Below are 18,175 nucleotides of genomic sequence, written 5' to 3'. Positions count from 1 at the left end.
CTCAATTTCAAACAAAATGAGCCTGGGTGCAAATCAAAAAGAAAAGGGCGGACCTTCCGGTCCGCCCTTCCCTGATTTCAATTCCAAAGTCCGGATGGACTTAGAAGGTTTTCGACACGCTGACGAAGGCGCGGCGACCACGGAGGTCGTACGCTGTCGCGTTCAGCGGGGTGTTACCGGCGCTGGTCGTAACGATGTCAGACACCTGCGGCGGATGCTCGTCGAAGATGTTGCTGATACCACCGGTGATCGACCAGGTATCGCCCTGCCAGCGAACCGACGCACCGTGGGTCCACTGTGCTTCGGTGTACACTTTGTACAGACCAGTCAGACCGAAGTAGTTCTGCGGATCGTTGTAGTCAGCAGCGAAGTAACGGTTGTCGTCCTGGCGGCCAGTGAAGTCGGTGAACCAGGTGTAGGTCCAGTCACCACGGTCAAGGCGAAGCGACGCGTCACCGACAACGCTCGGATAACCGATCGTGCCGTTGAAGTCATTATCCTCAATGCCAGAGACGAAGTCCGAACCGAAGACGTTGATGTAACGCTCGAGAGCCCAGTTGACGGAGCTGTCGAAGGTAACCGTACCGAAGTTGAACTCACCAGTGTAGCGGACCTCGAGGTCGAGGCCGGACTGCGACTGCGAGTCAACGTTCAGAGTCGGCGCCTGGATGTTGTCCAGGTTAAAGGCACCAATCGTGGCATCACCCGGGTTACGATCGAACAGGTCACAGAAATCGTTCGGATAGGTCGTCGTTGCATAACAACCGCCAACGATCTGAGCACCGGTCAGGCTGGTAATCTGATCGGAGATCTCGATTTCGTAGTAATCAAGCGCGATGTTGATGTCTGCGAAAGTCGGGGTCCAGATCACACCAGCGGTGAACGTGTCGCCGGTTTCCGGCTCGAGCAGATCGCCACCACCAGAGGTAATCACGAGCGCCGAGGAACCGGTACCGGTGTAGTTGTCCGGGATACCAGCAGCCGCACAGTTTGCCCGGATGTTCGGGTTGGTTGAGTCAGCCCAGTTGATACATGGGTCGATGCTCGTCTGGCTCAGGAAGCCCGTCTGGTCTTCCAGGAACAGTTCGAACAGCGCCGGAGCACGGTAGGACGTACCATAGCTCGAACGTGCACGGACGGTCGGCGTGATTTGCCAGTTCAGACCGACTTTGTAGATCGAGTCCGTACCACCGAGGTCGTAGTCAAATGCACGGACAGAGCCCGAGAACTCGACATCTTCAGCCAGCGGTGCACCCTTGATGAGCGGAACGCTGATTTCTGCGAAGATTTCCGACACGCTATTCGTGCCTTTGGTCGGACCAGCGGTCGAGGAACCCCAGATGTCGCCAGTCTGGGTCAGCTCACCTGGTTTGTCGTCGATCGAGAATTCGCGGTACTCAGCACCGAGGCCGAGGCCCAGCGGACCGGCCGGCAGATCGAACAGTTCGCCAGCAAGAACGGCCGTGAAGGTCGTCTGCTCGTAAACCGTGTTGCCGGTCTGGTAGCCACCAACGGCAGCGACAAGATCGTCGACGCGGGCACCAGACAGGATGTCCGGATCCAGGAAGTCGATCGAAGGCGGAGCCAGGGCATCGGCAACACCGTCGCCGTTGTAGTCGGCAACGCCGTCATAGTTCCAGTCACCCGACTTGGAGAGCAGGATTTCATTGCCCTCATAGGTGCCTTCGCCGCGCGAATAGGTGCCGTCAACTTTCCAGGACCACTTGTCCATGAAGCCCGGGGAGAAGCCGCCAGAAAGCGACGACGATACGTAGTAGTAATCGATCGTCACTTTGTCGGTGGTCGGGAACGGAGCAACCATCTGAGCAAGGCCACCGGCCGAGTTCAGGTAACCCGGGTCGAGGATGTAGCTGTACAACGGGCTGCCAGCCGCGTTGTCAGCGGTACCGATGACCGGGAAGAACTGACGCCAGCCTTCCGCTTCGGTTTCACGGCGGCTGTACAGGACTTCCGTATCCCAGGCCATGCCGCCGAGATCGACATCAGCCGTACCGAACAGCGAGATGTTCTCGTTGCGCGGGAAGAAGTCTTCGTTGTCGAGCAGAGGCGAGTCGAGGATGTCTTCGAAGTACAGAGCGCCGGTGTTCGGGTCCGTGCCGGTACCAACGCGCGGGCGGTAACCCGGGATGCTCGTGCCGTAGATGGACGGAATCGTCGCGCCGTTCGGAGACGGGACAAGACGCTCGCCGGAGAACGCATCGATAACCGTATTGTAGTAAAGGTTGCTACAGTTACGGTTCGGGTTGGTTGCGGTCGCCGAGTAGTTCAGGCGGTCAAGAAGACCACCGCCGTTCGGGTCGGCAACATAATCACGTGGGCACTCGAGGTAATCACGCTCAGAAGCGTCGAGTTCTTCGGACAGACGGTATTCAGCCGAGATGGTGAAGTTTGCGCTGTCGCCGAGATCGAAGCCCCATGCGCCGCTGACGCCATACTGTTCACCACCGGAGTCGAACGGACGCGAAACGTCGAAATTCAGCTCGAGGCTGTCGACCGAGTCGCGCGTGATGATGTTGACCACGCCGCAAACAGCGTCTGAACCATAGATGGTGGACGCACCGTCCTTCAGGACTTCAACGCGGGAAATGATCGACTGCGGCAGGACGTTCAGGTCGAGCGCCGCAATCGCACCACGCGTACCGGAAGCACCCGGGCGCTTACCGTCGATCAGAACCAGCGTACGCGTGTCGCCACAACCGCGAAGGTCGATCGTCTGCGCGCCAAGGCCACCATTGGTGACGTAGTTCTGGAACGTGTTGTTCAGCTGGGTCGAGCCGGCAGCGAGGGAGGAACCTTGCAGCAGGGCAGCCGTGTCGACGAGACCTTCCAGCGTTGCCACTTCGGCGGTGATCACCTGGATCGGCGAAGAAGATGCGAATTCGTCGCGTGCGAGCAGCGAGCCCGTGACAACGATTTTTTCCTGACGGGCTTCGCTTTCGGACGGCGTGGTGTCGATCGTCGTGACGACGTCTTCGTCAGCCGCATCCGTTTCCTGTGCGTTTGCAGCACCCGTCATGATCAGCGCGCCAATAGCGACACCACTGAACACAGACCGACGGAACAGTCTCTTATTCATTTTATTACCCCTAACCAATTAAGCCTGAGCTTGCTCAAGTCCGCGCCTCACACGCGGATGCAACCAGCGGACGCTGGCGCTTGGTGCAAGGTTTGTCCGGCAGATTGCGAACTGACAAGGTTTCGTGACATTAAATTCATCTTCCGGACAAATTCACCCACATAGTGTGCCTTTTCTATCACAATATGCCCGTAAGCCCCCTTTGGTCTGGAAGATGACTGTGGCAATCACCTGTCGTGGGCGCTTGACCTGCCTCGCGCCCCTTTAAATATTGCATACTTGCAACTTGGAGAGGTTCCACATGATGAGACGCTTATTTGCAGCCGGGTCAGTGGCCCTGCTGGCAGGCGCAACAGGCGCCAGCGCAGACCCGATACCGGCCGAAGATTTTTCAAAAGCACCTTCTGTTTCAAGCGTCTCGATGTCTCTGGAAGGCGACATGCTCGTCGGCGTGATCGCAGACCCGACCCAGGACGGTGACATGCGTGCGGCGGCCTATTGGGACCTCACCGGAAACATCGATCCGAGCAAGCCGCTCCTTCCCTCCAACGTGACCCCGACAAGCGGCAAAACCCTTTTCTACGGGGCGACGGCGCTAAAGGACAAAAAATCTCTCTGGTTTACGGTCCAGCCCTATATCGGCGCTCTGTACGGTTGCGGCGAGGGACGCGACACCGGCGCGACAAAAAAATACCTCCAGAAGGTCTATATGGGGAATGAAAAGATCAAGAAGATCGACGATCTTCCTGATGGCCGGGCAGAAATTGGCGCCAACAAGGATACACTCCGCTGCTTCGAACTGGTCGGTGAAACCAATATCGAATCCCTGCTGCCGCTGGATCCGACAAAGATCGTGATTTCCCGCGCATCGACCAAAAACGGCACGAGCTTCTTCGAGCATGATCTCGCCAACAGCCGCGAGAAATTCCTGTTCAAGGCTTCGGACACCGAATCGGTTCTGATCAGCAATCGTGACGGCAGCCAGATCGCCCTCACCAAGCTCGAATACGAAGATGGCGCATGGCGCCAGTACTTCAGCCTGATCGATCAGAATAGCGGAGAAATGACGACCGAAGCGCCGCTGACGACCGAGATCGCCAACCGCTACACGATGGAAGTGGATGGCCGGCAAAACGGTACCGGCAAATACTACATCGTCACCGACAAGTTCTCCGACAAGTCGGCGGTGTATCTCTATGACCCTTCCACCGACTCGTTCAGCGACCAGCCGCTGGTGGCCCATCCGGAGTACAACGTTTCCGGCCTCGTCTATTCGCACCGTCCGCAGGACTTCAACGAGATCCTCGGCTTCAGCTATGCCGGCCCGGTCTCCTCGACCTACTGGATCGATCCGGACTTCCGCGCGATCCAGGACGGCCTCGAGTCCGCCTTCAAGGACAAATACGTTTCCATCGTCGACTACAACAATGACCTCAGCCGTGTGCTGTTCCAGGTTCAGGCCGCAGACATGCCGCCCGCTTGGTACCTGCTGCTGGACAAGACCAAAGTGGTTGTCATCGGCTCGCTGCGTCCGTGGATCGACCAGAACTCCCTCGGCAAGGGCGAGTTTGTCCACTATCCGGCCCGCGACGGCATGAGCATTCCGGGCTTCGTCACCTTCCCTGCCGGCTGGAAAGAAGGCGACAAGGCCAAAGGCGCCATCATCGTTCCGCACGGCGGCCCGTGGGCCCGCGACAGCGGCGGCTGGGACGACTCCGGCTGGACCCAGTATTTCGCAAGCCGCGGATACATCGTCTTGCAACCGCAGTATCGCGGAAGCGACGGCTGGGGCCGTGAACTCTGGCTGGCCGGTGACGGCGAGTGGGGCCAGAAGATGCAGGACGACAAGGACGATGGTGCGGCCTGGCTGGTCTCGCAAGGCTATGTTGACGCCGACAAAATCGCCATCCACGGCTATTCCTATGGCGGCTTCGCAGCCATCGCGGCCTCCGTTCGTCCGAACAGCCCGTATCGCTGCGCCATTGCCGGCGCCGGCGTGTCCAACCTTGCCAAGCTGGGCAATGAATGGGGCGACAACCGCATCCAGCGCATCGTTCAGGGCAACACGGTGAAGGGCATGGACCCGATGCAGAACACCGACAAGGTGAACATCCCGATCATGCTGTACCACGGCGATTATGACGTCCGGGTGCCAATCTTCCACAGTCGCGAGTTCTACAACGCGATCAAGAAACGGGAGCCGCAAAGCGAGTTCCTCGTGATGGAGAAGATGGGTCACCAGTCGGTCAAATGGCCGCCGGAAAACAAGAAGAAAGTGCTCGAGGAAATCGAACGCTTCCTGAATACGACCTGCGGTATGTAAGCAACCTCAGGGAACCAAAGACGAAGGGCGGCCTGAGAGGGCCGCCCTTTTTACATCCATCCGGGAGAACTCAGGCCAGTGTCCGGCGGAGTGCCGCCGACCAGCCTTTCAGCAAGGCAGCACGTTGTTCTTCATCCATCTCGGGTTCGAACCGGACACCTTTCGCTTCCCGCGCCTGCCAGGCAGCGGCGTCCAGCCAGCCGAGTTGCATCGCCGCCAGCGCAGCTGCACCAAGCGCCGTCATTTCCCGGTAGTCAGGTCGCACGACCGGACGGTCGCAGATGTCTGACAGGAACTGCATCAGCCAGTCATTGGCCACCATGCCACCATCTACGCGCAGCTCCCGGATCTCCACGCCATCGGCCTCAAATGCGTCCAGCAGGTCCCGCGTCTGGTACGCAACAGCTTCGAGACCAGCTCTCACAAGATGGGCGGCTGTGGTCGCGCGGGTGATGCCACTGATGGTACCGCGTGCATCGGCGTTCCAGTGCGGCGCGCCAAGTCCTGTGAAGGCCGGAACGATATATACACCACCATTGCCCGGCAGCGCTTCGGCCATGGCTTCGCTCTCGGCCGCATCGGAAATGAGTCCCAGATCATCGCGCAGCCATTTCACCACGGTTCCCGCATTGAAGATGGAGCCTTCCAGCGCCATCGCGCCAGCTACTGCCGTCTCATAGCCGACGGTGCCAAGGAGGCGGTTTTTCGACTCCGGCTTTTCAGTACCGGAATTGGCGACCAGGAACGCGCCCGTACCATAAGTAATTTTCGCCATTCCGGGCGAGAGACAGCCCTGCCCCACCAGCGCGGACTGCTGGTCCCCGGCAGCTGAAAGGATTGGCAGCGCCTTGCCGAACAGGGCTTCATCGCTGAGACCGAAATCTGCCGCGTTGGGTCTGACATCCGGCAGCATATTCATCGGAACACGGAACAAGTTACACATCGCCTCGCTCCAGCCGCCCTGTTCGCCAAGGCCGAGACGATAGAGCAAGGTCCGCGAGGCGTTCGACACATCTGTTGCGTGAACCCGCCCGCCTGTCAGATGCCAGATCAGGAAAGTCTCGATGGTGCCGAACGCAAGCTCCCCCGCTTCGGCGCGTTCGCGGGCGCCGGTGACGGTGACGGTGTCGAGTATCCAGGCGATCTTGGTTCCTGAAAAATACGGATCGATCAGCAAGCCGGTTTCGGCCTGGACAGCATCTTCATGCCCGGCCGCCTTCAGCGCGTCACAGGCGCTGGCGGTTCGCCGGTCCTGCCAGATGATAGCAGGGGCCAGCGGCTTGCCGGTCTTCCTGTCCCAAACGAGCGTCGTCTCGCGCTGGTTTGTGATGCCGATCCCGGCGATCCGTTCCACACCGCCGACCTCCGCAAGGGCTTTGCGGCACACCTCAACCGTTTTCTCCCAGATAGTCTCACCATCCTGCTCGACCCAGCCATCGGCTGGATAGGCCAGCGGTACTTCCTCCTGCGCCAAAGAGACCTGGTTGAAGTCCCGGTCAAAAACAATGGCCCGCGTTGAAGTCGTGCCCTCATCGATCACCAGGATAGCATCGGCCATGTGTTTGTTCCTCCGGGATTTTCCGGGAGGATGGACTGGTCTGCCCGGTTCCGTCAACGCATGTCACGGCGTGGGCCCCGGTCTCCAAACCACCAGAGCGTTGCCGCCGTTGCCGCAAAGGTGGCCGTATCCACAATGCCCGCCTGTCCCGCCTCATCTGCGCCCAGAAAAACCGCACCTGTGATCCCCCAGAGCAGAACAGTCAGAACCGGCCGGGTCAGCGACCGCACGGCGTTGACCCATTTATAGCTCTCACCGATTGCCGCCTCGGCAGCCAGCGATGCAGACAGCCCAGTCCAGGCACCGGATGTCTCCGTCTGGCGAAGGTCAGCCGCGCGCCCGGCGGCATCAGCTTCGACCCTCAGCTTTTGCATCTCCGCTTCATGCACCCAGCGCGCGCGTTCTTGTGCCTGCGCCTGCCGGGCTTCCACCACGCCGGCGATACGGCCGATGACCGTACCCACAAGACCGAACAGGCCGCCGCCCGCGGCACTCGCCGCCAGTCCTGCTATGTCCGCCATGATGTTTCGCTCCCCGGATAAAACCAGCGGGCCGGACGCGGGCGACGGTCCAGATGCAGAAAGGTCTTCGCGAGGCCGAGCCCGGTGAAGCCATGCTGCTCCGCCGCCGCCAGCAGCATGTGGCGGTCATGCCAGGCCAATGAGATGTCCACAGCCATCGCCCGGTGCAGGCTGAAGCGGGCCCCGCCCACATAGCTGTTCCAGATGGCGCAGCGATGGCCGGAGTTGACGATAAGCGGCTGGCCGGCGTCCGCCCTGAGGGCCTCCAGCGCATCGAGGAAATCCGGCGCGTGCCAGTACTCGCCCGCGCAGAACCGGCCACCACAATGGCAGGCCAGTTCCCGCGGCGTGAAATGCGGCCAGCGCCAGCCGTCCGCATCAAAGTCAGAGACGTTTTCTATCAGCATGCGCACAAGTCTGCGTGCTTGCTGTATCAGGTGGATAAGGATCGTCTGGACAGAAATGCGCGGCCCGTGTCACCGCAGGCCGCGCCAGTTGCCGGTGTCGGATAGGCCCGGCTTTATCCCCTTAAAACTCAGCCTGCCGTTACAGGCGTTGCGCCCCAGGTGCGCGGCTGGTTCAGCTTTTTGATCGCGGCCTTGTACTCCGATTCCAGCTGGTCGACATAGTCAGCGACCGGCCCGCGCTTCTTCACGGCGCCAATCCCCTGGCCACAGCCCCAGATGTCCTTCCAGGCCTTGCTCTTGGTATTGCCACCGGAACCGAAATTCATCTTGCTGGGGTCGCTTTCCGGCAGATTGTTCGGGTCGAGCCCGGCCGCCTCGATCGACGGCTTCAGATAGTTGCCGTGCACGCCGGTGAAGAGGTTCGAATAGACGATGTCTTCAGCCCCGTAGGACACGATGGCGTCCTTGTAGCCCTCGACCGCATTGGCCTCGTCACAGGCAATGAAGGCAGACCCCATATAAGCAAAGTCCGCCCCCATCGCGATTGCAGCGGCGATTGCCCCGCCATTGGCGATGGAGCCCGACAAGGCCAGTGGCCCGTCGAAAAATTCACGGATTTCCTGGATAAGGGCAAATGGCGACAACCGGCCGGCATGACCGCCCGCCCCGGCGCAAACCGCGATCAGGCCATCGGCCCCCTTCTCGAGCGCCTTCTTCGCGAAGAATGTGTCAATCACATCGTGCATCACCACGCCGCCATAGGAGTGGATCGCATCATTGACCGCTTTCTGTGCACCGAGCGAAGTAATCACCAACGGCACCTTGTATTTTACGCAGGCTTCAACGTCGTGCTCCAGACGGTCGTTCGACTTGTGCACGATCTGGTTCACGGCGAAGGGCGCAGCCGGGCGGTCCGGATTCTTCTCGTTATGCTCAGCCAGTTCCGTCGTGATCCGGTCCAGCCACTCGTGCAGAACGGGGCCAGGGCGGGCGTTCAGCGCCGGAAAGCTGCCGACAATCCCCGCCTTGCACTGGGCGATAACCAGTTCCGGACCGGAAATAATGAACAACGGCGATCCGATCAGCGGCAGGCGCAGATTCTGAAGCACGGGCGGCACGGCCATGGGCTTTTCCCTTTAAAGTGAACAGTGTTTACATTGACCCTGAAATTTAACGCATGAGCCAGCCCTCGCAAGTCTTAACGTGGGGAGAAGCTACAGCGAGCTAAGTACGTACCGGCTGTCCGTTCAGACGACTCAGACGTTCTCACCGGCGCCCGGCGGCGTGACCAGCACCTTGTCGACCCTGCGCCCGTCGAGGTCCATCACCTCGAACCGGTATCCCGAAATGTGGACGACATCCCCATCCGCTGCGAGGCGCTGAAGGTGGTGGATAATCATGCCGCCTACCGTCACCGCGCCGCCATCGGCCTCGCCGAAGTCCGGCGCAGACAGCAGGATTTCCAGGTCTTCGACCGGCATCAGCCCGTCGATCAGCCAAGACCCGTCGGCACGCCGCGCCGGACGGTCGATCCCTTCACTGGGTGAGAATGCACTGTCGCCGGCAATGGCTCCGAGCAGATCCGCTGCCGTGACCATGCCCTGAATGGAGCCATGCTCGTCGACCACCAGCGCCATGCGGACTTCGCTTTCCTGCATCGATTCCAGTAGCCGCATGACCGACAGCGTCTCCGGCACGAATGTGACCGGACGTGCCACCTGTTTCAGGTCCGGCCCGTCGCCGCTGAGGTCACAGGCCAGAAGGTCCTTTGTCTGAACCACGCCGAACACCCGGTCCAACCGTTCATCGGCCACCGGGAAACGCGATTTACCACTTTCAAGAATTTCTTTCTTGATCTCTGCCCACGGATCATCTGTATCGATCCAGACAATGTCAGGCCGCGGGATCATAATGGAACGAATATCCCGGTCGGCCAGCCGCATGACGCCGCGCATCATTCGCTGTTCTTCCAGATCGATCACGCCGCTGGTCGCGCCTTCATCCAGGATGGCGTGGATCTCTTCCTCGGTCACAGGCTCCTGCCGGATACCGGCCAACCCCAGCAGGCTGAGCAGCCCGTCTGTCGAAACGCGCAACAACCAGACTACCGGAAAGGCCAGCCTGGAGATGAAGGCCATCGGCGGCGCCATGATTGTAGCGATTGCCTCGGGCGCAATCAGTGCGATCCGCTTGGGCACCAGTTCGCCGATCACCAGAGACAGGAAAGTGGTGAACACGATCACCAGCGCGAACGCGATCTCCCCTGCCTCGGCTTCAATGGCTGGCACCTGTTTGGCGATAAAGGGCGCCAGTTCGTCCGCTATGGCCGTGGCACCATAGGCACCGGCAATGATGCCGACCAGCGTGATCCCGATCTGGACCGTGGACAGGAACCGCGACGGGTCATCCTGCAGGCTGATGACCGTCCGCGCGCCCCGGTCGCCCTGGTCCGCCTTCGTCTGGAGCCGCGCAGGCCGGGCCGAAACGATGGCCAATTCCGACATGGCAAACACGCCGTTCACCACGATCAAACCGAGGAGAATGAAAAATTCGATCATGTCAGGCCGGGCCTTTCAAACAGAGGAGACCAGCCTGGGCGAGCCCCGACCGGCAAGAACGCCGCGATGGCGCAGAAAGATGAAAGACCGAAGCCTAGAGACCTTGGTCTCCGGGCTCAATGCCCAAGCGGCAAGCGTGTTCCCTGACCGATCTCAACCGACCCGCACGCTGCCGCCGCCATCCACGGGCAACAAGGCCCCGGTAATGAAGCGCGCTTCATCGCTGGCCAGGAACAGGGCTGCATGCGCCGTATCCCAGCCGGAGCCCATGAACCCCATGGGCACGCGGGCCGCACGTTCATTCCGAAGCTCGTCTTCCGGAATGCCCCGCATCTTTGAAATACCCCGGATCGCCATGGGCGTATCCATCAGACCCGGCAGGATCGCATTGCACCGGACACCGCGCGATGCCCCGGACATGGCGACACTCTGCGTCATCCGGTTCATGCCCGCTTTGGACATTTCATAGGCCATCTGGAAGCCACCTGCCAGCGAAGCCAGCGACGAGATATTCACGATGGCGCCCGCATGGCGCTCCCGCATGCCCGGAAGCACGGCTTTGGTAACCAGCCAGGCGCCTTTCAGGTTTATATTCAGCGTACGGTCGAAGGCCTCCTCCGTCAGCTTGTGCGCCGGGCCATCGCCAGCGTCGCCAATACCGACATTGTTGACAAGAATGTCAGGCGGGCCGAACGCCGCTTTAGCCGCCTCCGCGATCGATGCGGCGCCCTTCGTATCGCTGACATCTGCGGCGAAAGCCTGCGCTCTGCCACCCTCCGCGACAATCTCCGACACGGTGGCTTCTGCGCGGTCCTTGTCCTGATCCACACAGAGGACGCTCGCCCCGGCCCGGGCGAAGAGCAGTGCGATCGCCTTGCCATTGCCGACCGTTTCGCCCGGCGTCTGGCCTGCGCCGGTGACGATGGCGACCTTGCCGGGCAGACGGCCGGTTACGTCGCCGAGGCTCATTTTGCGAGATCCGGATCGAGCGTCAGGTCATCGTCCAGAGGGACGCCAAAAGAGTTCAGCATCATGGACACTTGCGTGTACTGGCCGACGGTCATGACCAGGTCCATCTTCTGCTTCTGCGTAAAGCCGGAGAGTGCCGCCCAGGTTTCATCAGTGATGAAGGCGTCGGATGTCAGTTCGTCCGTCGCCTGCAGCAGCGCCTTGTCATTGGCGCTCCAGCCCGGCGCGTCCGGTCCGGCCTTGATGCGCTCGATCTCTTCTTCCGTCAGGCCGCAGTCGAGGCCGATACGCTTGTGCTGGGCCCATTCATAGCCGGACTTCCAGTTGTATCCCGCACGAAGGATGACGAGTTCGCGGTCACGCTCGCTGAGGTCGTTGTATTTGGACAGGATATAGCCGCCCCAGCCCATGAAGCGTTTGTAGGCCTTCGGCGCGCGGGCGAGCGTGCGGAAGACGTTGAACACAGGCGCATCGCCGAAACGGTTCGCGATCATTTCCTTCACTTCCGGCCCCATCTCCGAATCGGTGAGTGGCGCGATACGCGGCGTCTTCAGTCTCATGGCTTTCCTCCCGGCTTTTTTGTCTACCTGGAACTAAACCCGGCGGCCCGGGACACCGCAAGCCGGACGTGAGGTCAGCCCCGGTCCATGCGGGCCTGCATCATGGACAGCCAGGCGTGCTGTCGGTGAATCATGGAGACGAGATCGGCATCGTCGCCTTCCTCAAGAAGGCGGTCCAGCCACAGCCCCAGAATGCGGGTGTGAGACCCCATCCATTCTTTCAGCAGGTCATGGCGCACGCCGCGGGCTGCATCGCCGTCACTCTGCAGCCTGCCACACGGACTGGAAGCGTCCGCCGGGACAGATCCCGCACTCCCATCCTGGCGTGTTTCCCTGCGGCGCGCGCCAATTCCAAAATCCCCGGAATCGCCCGTACTGACTGCAGGATCGGAAGGAATGAGCCTCAGAACTGCACGTGCGTTTCTCATGGGAATCTCCTATTTGCGACTAATTCTCATTCGCATCTATTGGGATGTCCGTCAAGCCGCTGAACGGGCGCTACGGAATGCCGCCAAGGAAGTGGTTCACTTTTCCCGATCTTTGCGCCAATAACTGGCCATCATGGCTGACGACATCCTCCCGCTTTCCAGCACCTTTCCCGACGCCACCGAAGCCGAATGGATGGCTTCGGTCGAAAAGGCCCTCAAGGGCCGTGGCATTGACGCAATCACCCGCACCACGGCGGATGGGCTGAAGATTCGCCCGCTCTACCGTGAGAGCGACTTCCCCAGTTCTGAGGACCCGCTGGGCACGCCCGGCGAGGCGCCTTATCTGCGCGGGCCGACGGCAGCGCCGGACAAGTGGCTGCCCTGGGATATTCGCCAGGCCTTCACGCACGCCTCCCCCTCGCACACGCATGGCGAGGTGCTGCGTGACCTGGAGCGCGGCGTCAGCTCGGTGGAACTTTGCGTCGATCCGACCGGACGAAACGGTGTCCAGGCCATGACTATGCCGGACTATGACATTGCCCTGAACGGCGTAGACGCGTCTATCGCCGGCGTTGCGCTTGACCCGGTCATGACTTCCGGCACACGCGAAGCTGCCTTCCTGGCCGAGTGGGCCAGAAACAAGACCGACGCGAAACTCGACTTCAACATGGACCCACTCGGCGCCCTCGCCCGCACCGGCACGCTCGCTGGCGGGCTCGACGCCGCCTTCGCCGAGGCAGGCGCGCTGGCCAAAGTGCTGGCCGCGAAATACCCGGCTGCGAACCTCTTCCGCATCGACGCGCGGGCCGTGCACGAGGCGGGTGGATCGGAAGCGCAGGAACTGGCCGCGCTGATCGCGTCTGCCGTCGACACGCTGCGCCGCCTCGCCCCGCACATGGAGGCCGCGGACGTTGCCGCGAAGACGATCTTCTGCCTCGCCCTCGACGCCAATTACGGCATTGGCGTTGCCAAGCTCCGCGCGGCCCGCCGCCTGTGGGCGCGCGTCGAAGAGGCCCTCGGCCTCGACGCGAAGCCGATGCGCCTTCAGGGCTACAGCTCTGCCCGGATGCTGACGCGCTATGACGCCTGGACCAACATGCTCCGCAATACGGCCGCCGCTTTTGCCGGTGCTGTCGGCGGGGCGGACATCCTGACCATCCGCGCCTTCAACGAGCCGCTGGGCACGCCGGAAGAACTCGGCCGCCGCATCGCGCGCAACACCCAGCTGATCGCCATGGAAGAAAGCCAGCTCGGCCGCGTGGCAGACCCGACGGGCGGCGCCTGGTTCACCGAGACCTTCGCCAATGAACTGGCCGAAGCTGCCTGGGCCGAATTCCAGAAAATCGAAGGCGAAGGCGGCTATGCGGCCTCCCTCACCTCCGGTGCGTTCCAGGTCCGCGTGAAAGCGATCCGCGACGCCCGCGCCAAGGACATCGCCAAACGCAAGATCCCGGTTACGGGCGTTTCCGAATTCCCGCTGCTGGAAGAGATCGCCGCACCGGTCGCTGACGCGCCGCACCTGCGCTCCGGCGCGGAACTGACGGACGAAGCGCTGCAGGCGCTGGTGCCCGACCTGCCGCCTGTCACGGGTGCGGATGCCACGGCCGAGCCGCTTGAGCCAATCCATCTCGGCGCAGACTTTGAAGCCCTGCGCGACAAGGCCGCCGCCGCTGCGAAACAGCCGGCGATCTTCCTCGCCACGCTGGGCCCGCTCGCTGAATACACGGCGCGCGCAGACTTTGCCCGCAACCTGTTCGCCGCTGGCGGACTCGCCGCCAAGGAAGCCCCGGTGCCGCCGAAGGATGCTGCCGAGATCGCGGCCGCGTTCAAGGCGTCCGGCCTCCGCATCGCCTGCATCTGCGGCGCCGACGCCCGCTATGCCGACGAGGCAGACGCTGCCGCCAAGGCCCTGAAGGACGCGGGCGCACAGCATGTCTGGATCGCCGGCAAGCATGAAGGCGACGGCATCGACTCGAACATCTTCATGGGTTGCGACGTGCTGCACACATTGAAACTCGCCCACGCAGAACTGGGGCTGAGTTGATGTTGGCGTTCACACCGGACAACTGGCAATCGCATCCTTGCGTGAATGGCCGCCCCGCAATCGAACAGGATGTAATAGAGAACCGCGCGACCTTTTATGTTCCGAACTCTACCGTGGAGGATGTTGCATCTTTGCATTGCCCTCTCCCGGGCGTCTTAAAAAACAGCGATGGCGAGACTGTCCCAGTATTGATCCTTCAAGCTCAAATCTCTCCCACCTCTGACACATATATAATAGGCGCGATCGATCAAAGCGGCCAACACTACGTAACCACGTCCGATGATGTCGAAGTCCTTACAACTCCGACCTCGGACTGGATGGCGAAATTGGAGACGTCTCAATGACCCAGTTCCCTGACTTCACGAAACTCGACCTTGGCACGCCTCATGCGAAAGCCGCTGTGCCAAAACTTGGCGAGGCATGGGAGACCCCCGAAGGCGTCGAAGTGAAAACCGCCTATACCGAGGCCGACCGCGCCGGGCTGGATTATCTGGACGATTTCCCCGGCCTCGCCCCGTTTGGCCGCGGCCCCTACCCGACCATGTACACGAACCAGCCCTGGACAATTCGTCAGTATGCGGGCTTCTCGACGGCGGAAGACTCCAACGCCTTCTATCGCCGGAACCTCGCCGCCGGCCAGAAAGGCCTCTCGGTCGCGTTCGACCTGGCCACGCACCGCGGCTATGACTCCGATCACGTCCGCGTGTCGGGCGATGTGGGCATGGCCGGTGTGGCCATCGACTCCATCTATGACATGCGCACGCTGTTCTCCGGCATCCCGCTGGACAAGATGTCCGTCTCGATGACGATGAACGGCGCCGTGCTGCCGATCCTCGCGCTCTACATTGTGGCGGCTGAGGAACAGGGCGTCGGGCCGGAAAAGCTGGCCGGGACGATCCAGAACGACATCCTCAAAGAATTCATGGTGCGGAACACCTATATCTATCCACCCAAGCCGTCGATGCGGATCATTTCGGACATCTTCGCCTATACCTCGCAGAATATGCCGAAGTTCAACTCGATCTCGATCTCCGGCTATCACATGCAGGAAGCGGGCGCTTCGGCGGATCTGGAGCTGGCCTACACGCTGGCCGATGGCATTGAGTATATCCGCGCCGGTGTGGCCGCGGGTCTCGACGTCGATGCCTTCGCGCCGCGCCTCTCCTTCTTCTGGGCAATCGGCATGAACACGTTCATGGAAGTCGCCAAGATGCGGGCCGCGCGCCTGCTGTGGGCGAAGCTCGTGAAAGAGAATTTCAGCCCGAAGAACCCGAAATCCCTCAGCCTGCGGACGCACTCGCAGACATCCGGCTGGTCGCTGACCGCGCAGGACGTCTACAACAACGTCATCCGCACCTGCCTTGAGGCCATCGCGGCCACGGGCGGGCAGACGCAGTCGCTGCACACGAACAGCTTCGACGAAGCCCTCGCCCTGCCGACGGACTTCTCCGCCCGCATCAGCCGGAACACGCAGCTCTTCCTGCAGCAGGAAGCCGGCGCGTGCCAGACGGTCGATATGTGGGGCGGCTCCTACTATGTCGAACGCCTGACACACGACCTCGCCGCCAAGGCCCTCGCCCATATCGAGGAAGTCGAGAAAATGGGCGGCATGGCGAAAGCCATCGAGGAAGGCCTGCCGAAGCTGCGCATCGAAGAAGCCGCCGCGAACACGCAGGCGCGCATCGACAGCGGCACGCAGACCGTGGTCGGCGTGAACAAGTTCCTGCTGGACGAAGACGAAGACGTGCCGGTGCTGAAGGTCGACAATGCCGCCGTGCGCAAGATGCAGCTGGACAAGCTGGCGCGCCTGAAGTCCGAACGGAACGAAGCCGAAGTGCAGGCGAAGCTGGATGCGATTGCCGAGGCCGCAGCCGGCACCGAAGGCAACCTTCTCGCCCTCGCCGTGGATGCGGCCCGCGCCAAGGCGACCGTGGGCGAAATCTCCGAAGCGGTCGAACGCAGCCAGGGCCGCCACCAGGCCGTCATCCGCTCCATCAAGGGCGTCTATGGCGGCGGCGTGAAAGGCACGGAGAAAGCCGACGAAGCGCTCAGCCTCGCCGAAGCCTTCGAGAAGCAGAACGGCCGCAAGCCGAAAGTCTACATCGCCAAGATGGGCCAGGACGGTCACGACCGTGGCCAGAAGGTCGTCGCCTCCGCGCTGATGGACCTTGGCTGGGACGTTGTGATCGGCCCGCTGTTCCAGACGCCGGAAGAGGCCGCCGCCGATGCGCGTGAAGCGGGCGTCGACATCGTCGCCGCCTCCTCGCTCGCCGCCGGACACCTGACGCTGGTGCCGGAACTGAAGCGCGCGCTCGGCAATGAAGGCGCGGCCAACGCCCGCATCATCGTGGGCGGCGTGATCCCACCGCAGGACTTCGACGCGCTCTACGCCGCCGGGGCCTCCGCCATCTTCCCGCCCGGCACCGTCATCGCCGACAGCGCCCTGAAGATGCTGGAAATCCTGACGGACGGCGACGACGGGGCGAAGACGGCGGCGGAATGACGACACCGAAAGGCTCTTGAAACAGACGGGCGGCCTTCCCAAATATATCGTTATTCGATAATTACAAAAGGATCGCCGCCCATGCTCGTCACCACCACGCCCACGGTTCAGGGCCATGAGATCACGAAATATCTCGGCGTCGTCTGCGGCGAAGTCGTGGTCGGAGCGCATCTTGGCAAGGACATCCTGGCCAGCTTCACCAATATCGTCGGCGGGCGGTCCAACGCTTATGAGAGCACGCTGCGCGAGACGCGCGATAACGCACTGGCCGAGATGATGGAAGAAGCCCGCAAGCTCGGCGGGAATGCCATTGTCGGCGCGAAGTTCGATTACACCGTCATCGGCCAGGGCGGTTCGATGATGATGGTGGCCGTCTCTGGCACGGCCGTGACACTGGCCTGAACATGCTCGACCAGACCGCTCCAACGGTGGAGGACATCCTCGCCCTCGCCGAGGCCTGCATCGCCCGCCTGCCCGGCCACATGCAGGCGGCGGCCGGGGCGGTCCGCATCATCGTGGAAGACTATGCCGAGGACGAGATTCTCGACGAGATGAAGATTGATGACGCGCTGGAACTGAGCGGGCTCTATTCCGGCGTACCGTTGATCCATGAGAGCGTGACACACCCGTCGATGCAGACGCCGCTGGTCTATCTCTACCGTCTGCCGATCCTGTTCGAATGGGCGGCGCGGGGCGATGTTACGCTGGACGAGCTGGTCAGCCACGTCACCATCCACGAATACGGCCACCATTTCGGCTGGTCCGACGAAGAGATGCACCGCCTGCTGGACAGTATGGACTGACGCCTCAGTCCTTCGATTTGTGCGCCAGCGTGTGGGCGTGCTTCTCCCAGTTCTGCCCGTCGAACTTGTTCACCGTGACATTCAGGTCCTGCCAGTCGTCGATACACCGCCAGGTGACGGCGACACCGTCCGGGTTGGAGCGCGGGATGTAGAAACTCTTCACACCGCACGTCTTGCAAAACAGGTGTTTGGCCACGCCCGTATTGAACGTGTACTCGGCGAGATTGTCATTGCCTTCAGTCAGGCGGAAGCGGCTGGACGGCACGATGATGTGGATGTTCCCCGACATCGCACACATGGAGCAGTTGCAGTCCTCCACTTCGAACGCATCCGGCAGGTCCACTTCCCACCGCACAGCGCCGCAATGGCATCCGCCGGTATGCGTCTTCAACTCGCTCATCGTC

15 protein-coding genes are annotated in these 18,175 nt (G+C 61.6%); 5 read left to right on the top strand and 10 right to left on the bottom strand.

The window, feature by feature from the left end; genetic code table 11:
- Positions 1–100: 100 nt before the first annotated feature.
- On the bottom strand, positions 101–3,097 hold the full coding sequence (locus HJA_RS05150; protein ID WP_035579193.1) for a TonB-dependent receptor plug domain-containing protein: 2,997 nt from the start codon (positions 3,095–3,097) through the stop codon (positions 101–103).
- 301 nt (positions 3,098–3,398) lie between these two features.
- Between HJA_RS05150 and HJA_RS05145 the strand changes: the two genes are divergently transcribed.
- Positions 3,399–5,420 carry an alpha/beta hydrolase family protein gene (locus tag HJA_RS05145; protein ID WP_035579191.1) on the top strand — a complete coding sequence of 674 codons (2,022 nt, stop codon included), beginning with the start codon at positions 3,399–3,401 and terminating at the stop codon, positions 5,418–5,420.
- A 70-nt stretch (positions 5,421–5,490) separates the two neighbouring features.
- On the opposite strand, the gene glpK is transcribed toward HJA_RS05145, so the two are convergent.
- The 8 genes from glpK to HJA_RS05105 form a co-directional block, all read right to left on the bottom strand.
- Entirely contained in the window at positions 5,491–6,978 is a 1,488-nt protein-coding gene (gene glpK, locus HJA_RS05140; protein ID WP_035579189.1) for a glycerol kinase GlpK, read from the bottom strand.
- A 53-nt stretch (positions 6,979–7,031) separates the two neighbouring features.
- Entirely contained in the window at positions 7,032–7,499 is a 468-nt protein-coding gene (locus tag HJA_RS05135) for a hypothetical protein (protein WP_035579186.1), read from the bottom strand.
- Positions 7,487–7,906 carry a D-Ala-D-Ala carboxypeptidase family metallohydrolase gene (locus tag HJA_RS05130; protein WP_051597390.1) on the bottom strand — a complete coding sequence of 140 codons (420 nt, stop codon included), beginning with the start codon at positions 7,904–7,906 and terminating at the stop codon, positions 7,487–7,489. Before HJA_RS05130 ends, HJA_RS05135 begins: the two co-directional genes overlap by 13 nt.
- 128 nt (positions 7,907–8,034) lie before the next feature.
- Entirely contained in the window at positions 8,035–9,030 is a 996-nt protein-coding gene (locus tag HJA_RS05125; RefSeq protein WP_035579184.1) for an NAD(P)H-dependent flavin oxidoreductase, read from the bottom strand.
- Between the two features lie 132 nt (positions 9,031–9,162).
- Entirely contained in the window at positions 9,163–10,464 is a 1,302-nt protein-coding gene (locus HJA_RS05120; RefSeq protein WP_035579182.1) for a hemolysin family protein, read from the bottom strand.
- A 153-nt stretch (positions 10,465–10,617) separates the two neighbouring features.
- The gene (locus HJA_RS05115) at positions 10,618–11,433 is read right to left on the bottom strand and encodes an SDR family NAD(P)-dependent oxidoreductase (protein WP_035579180.1); all 816 of its coding nucleotides are present in this window, start codon (positions 11,431–11,433) and stop codon (positions 10,618–10,620) included.
- Positions 11,430–11,993, bottom strand: coding sequence for a carboxymuconolactone decarboxylase family protein (locus tag HJA_RS05110; RefSeq protein WP_035579177.1), 564 nt, complete (start codon positions 11,991–11,993; stop codon positions 11,430–11,432). Before HJA_RS05110 ends, HJA_RS05115 begins: the two co-directional genes overlap by 4 nt.
- Before the next feature lie 74 nt (positions 11,994–12,067).
- Positions 12,068–12,421, bottom strand: a complete 354-nt coding sequence (locus HJA_RS05105; protein ID WP_035579175.1) for a hypothetical protein — start codon at positions 12,419–12,421, stop codon at positions 12,068–12,070.
- Positions 12,422–12,554: 133 nt separating this feature from the next.
- Between HJA_RS05105 and HJA_RS05100 the strand changes: the two genes are divergently transcribed.
- From HJA_RS05100 to HJA_RS05080, 4 genes are all read left to right on the top strand, one after another.
- Positions 12,555–14,465, top strand: a complete 1,911-nt coding sequence (locus tag HJA_RS05100; RefSeq protein ID WP_035579174.1) for a methylmalonyl-CoA mutase family protein — start codon at positions 12,555–12,557, stop codon at positions 14,463–14,465.
- 340 nt (positions 14,466–14,805) lie between these two features.
- Positions 14,806–16,968: a methylmalonyl-CoA mutase gene (gene scpA, locus HJA_RS05090; protein WP_035579170.1), complete on the top strand. Its 2,163-nt coding sequence runs from the start codon at positions 14,806–14,808 to the stop codon at positions 16,966–16,968.
- An 81-nt stretch (positions 16,969–17,049) separates the two neighbouring features.
- The gene (locus tag HJA_RS05085; RefSeq protein ID WP_035579168.1) at positions 17,050–17,370 is read left to right on the top strand and encodes a YbjQ family protein; all 321 of its coding nucleotides are present in this window, start codon (positions 17,050–17,052) and stop codon (positions 17,368–17,370) included.
- 2 nt (positions 17,371–17,372) lie between these two features.
- Complete coding sequence (locus HJA_RS05080; RefSeq protein WP_035579165.1) at positions 17,373–17,771, top strand: metallopeptidase family protein; 399 nt, start codon at positions 17,373–17,375, stop codon at positions 17,769–17,771.
- Positions 17,772–17,775: 4 nt separating this feature from the next.
- On the opposite strand, the gene HJA_RS05075 is transcribed toward HJA_RS05080, so the two are convergent.
- Positions 17,776–18,171 carry a GFA family protein gene (locus HJA_RS05075; protein ID WP_035579162.1) on the bottom strand — a complete coding sequence of 132 codons (396 nt, stop codon included), beginning with the start codon at positions 18,169–18,171 and terminating at the stop codon, positions 17,776–17,778.
- Between the last annotated feature and the right edge of the window lie 4 nt (positions 18,172–18,175).

Origin of the sequence: Hyphomonas jannaschiana VP2 (assembly GCF_000685215.1) — a bacterium.
GTDB classification, from domain to species: Bacteria; Pseudomonadota; Alphaproteobacteria; order Caulobacterales; family Hyphomonadaceae; genus Hyphomonas; species Hyphomonas jannaschiana.
This window is presented reverse-complemented; position numbering and strand designations above follow the sequence as displayed.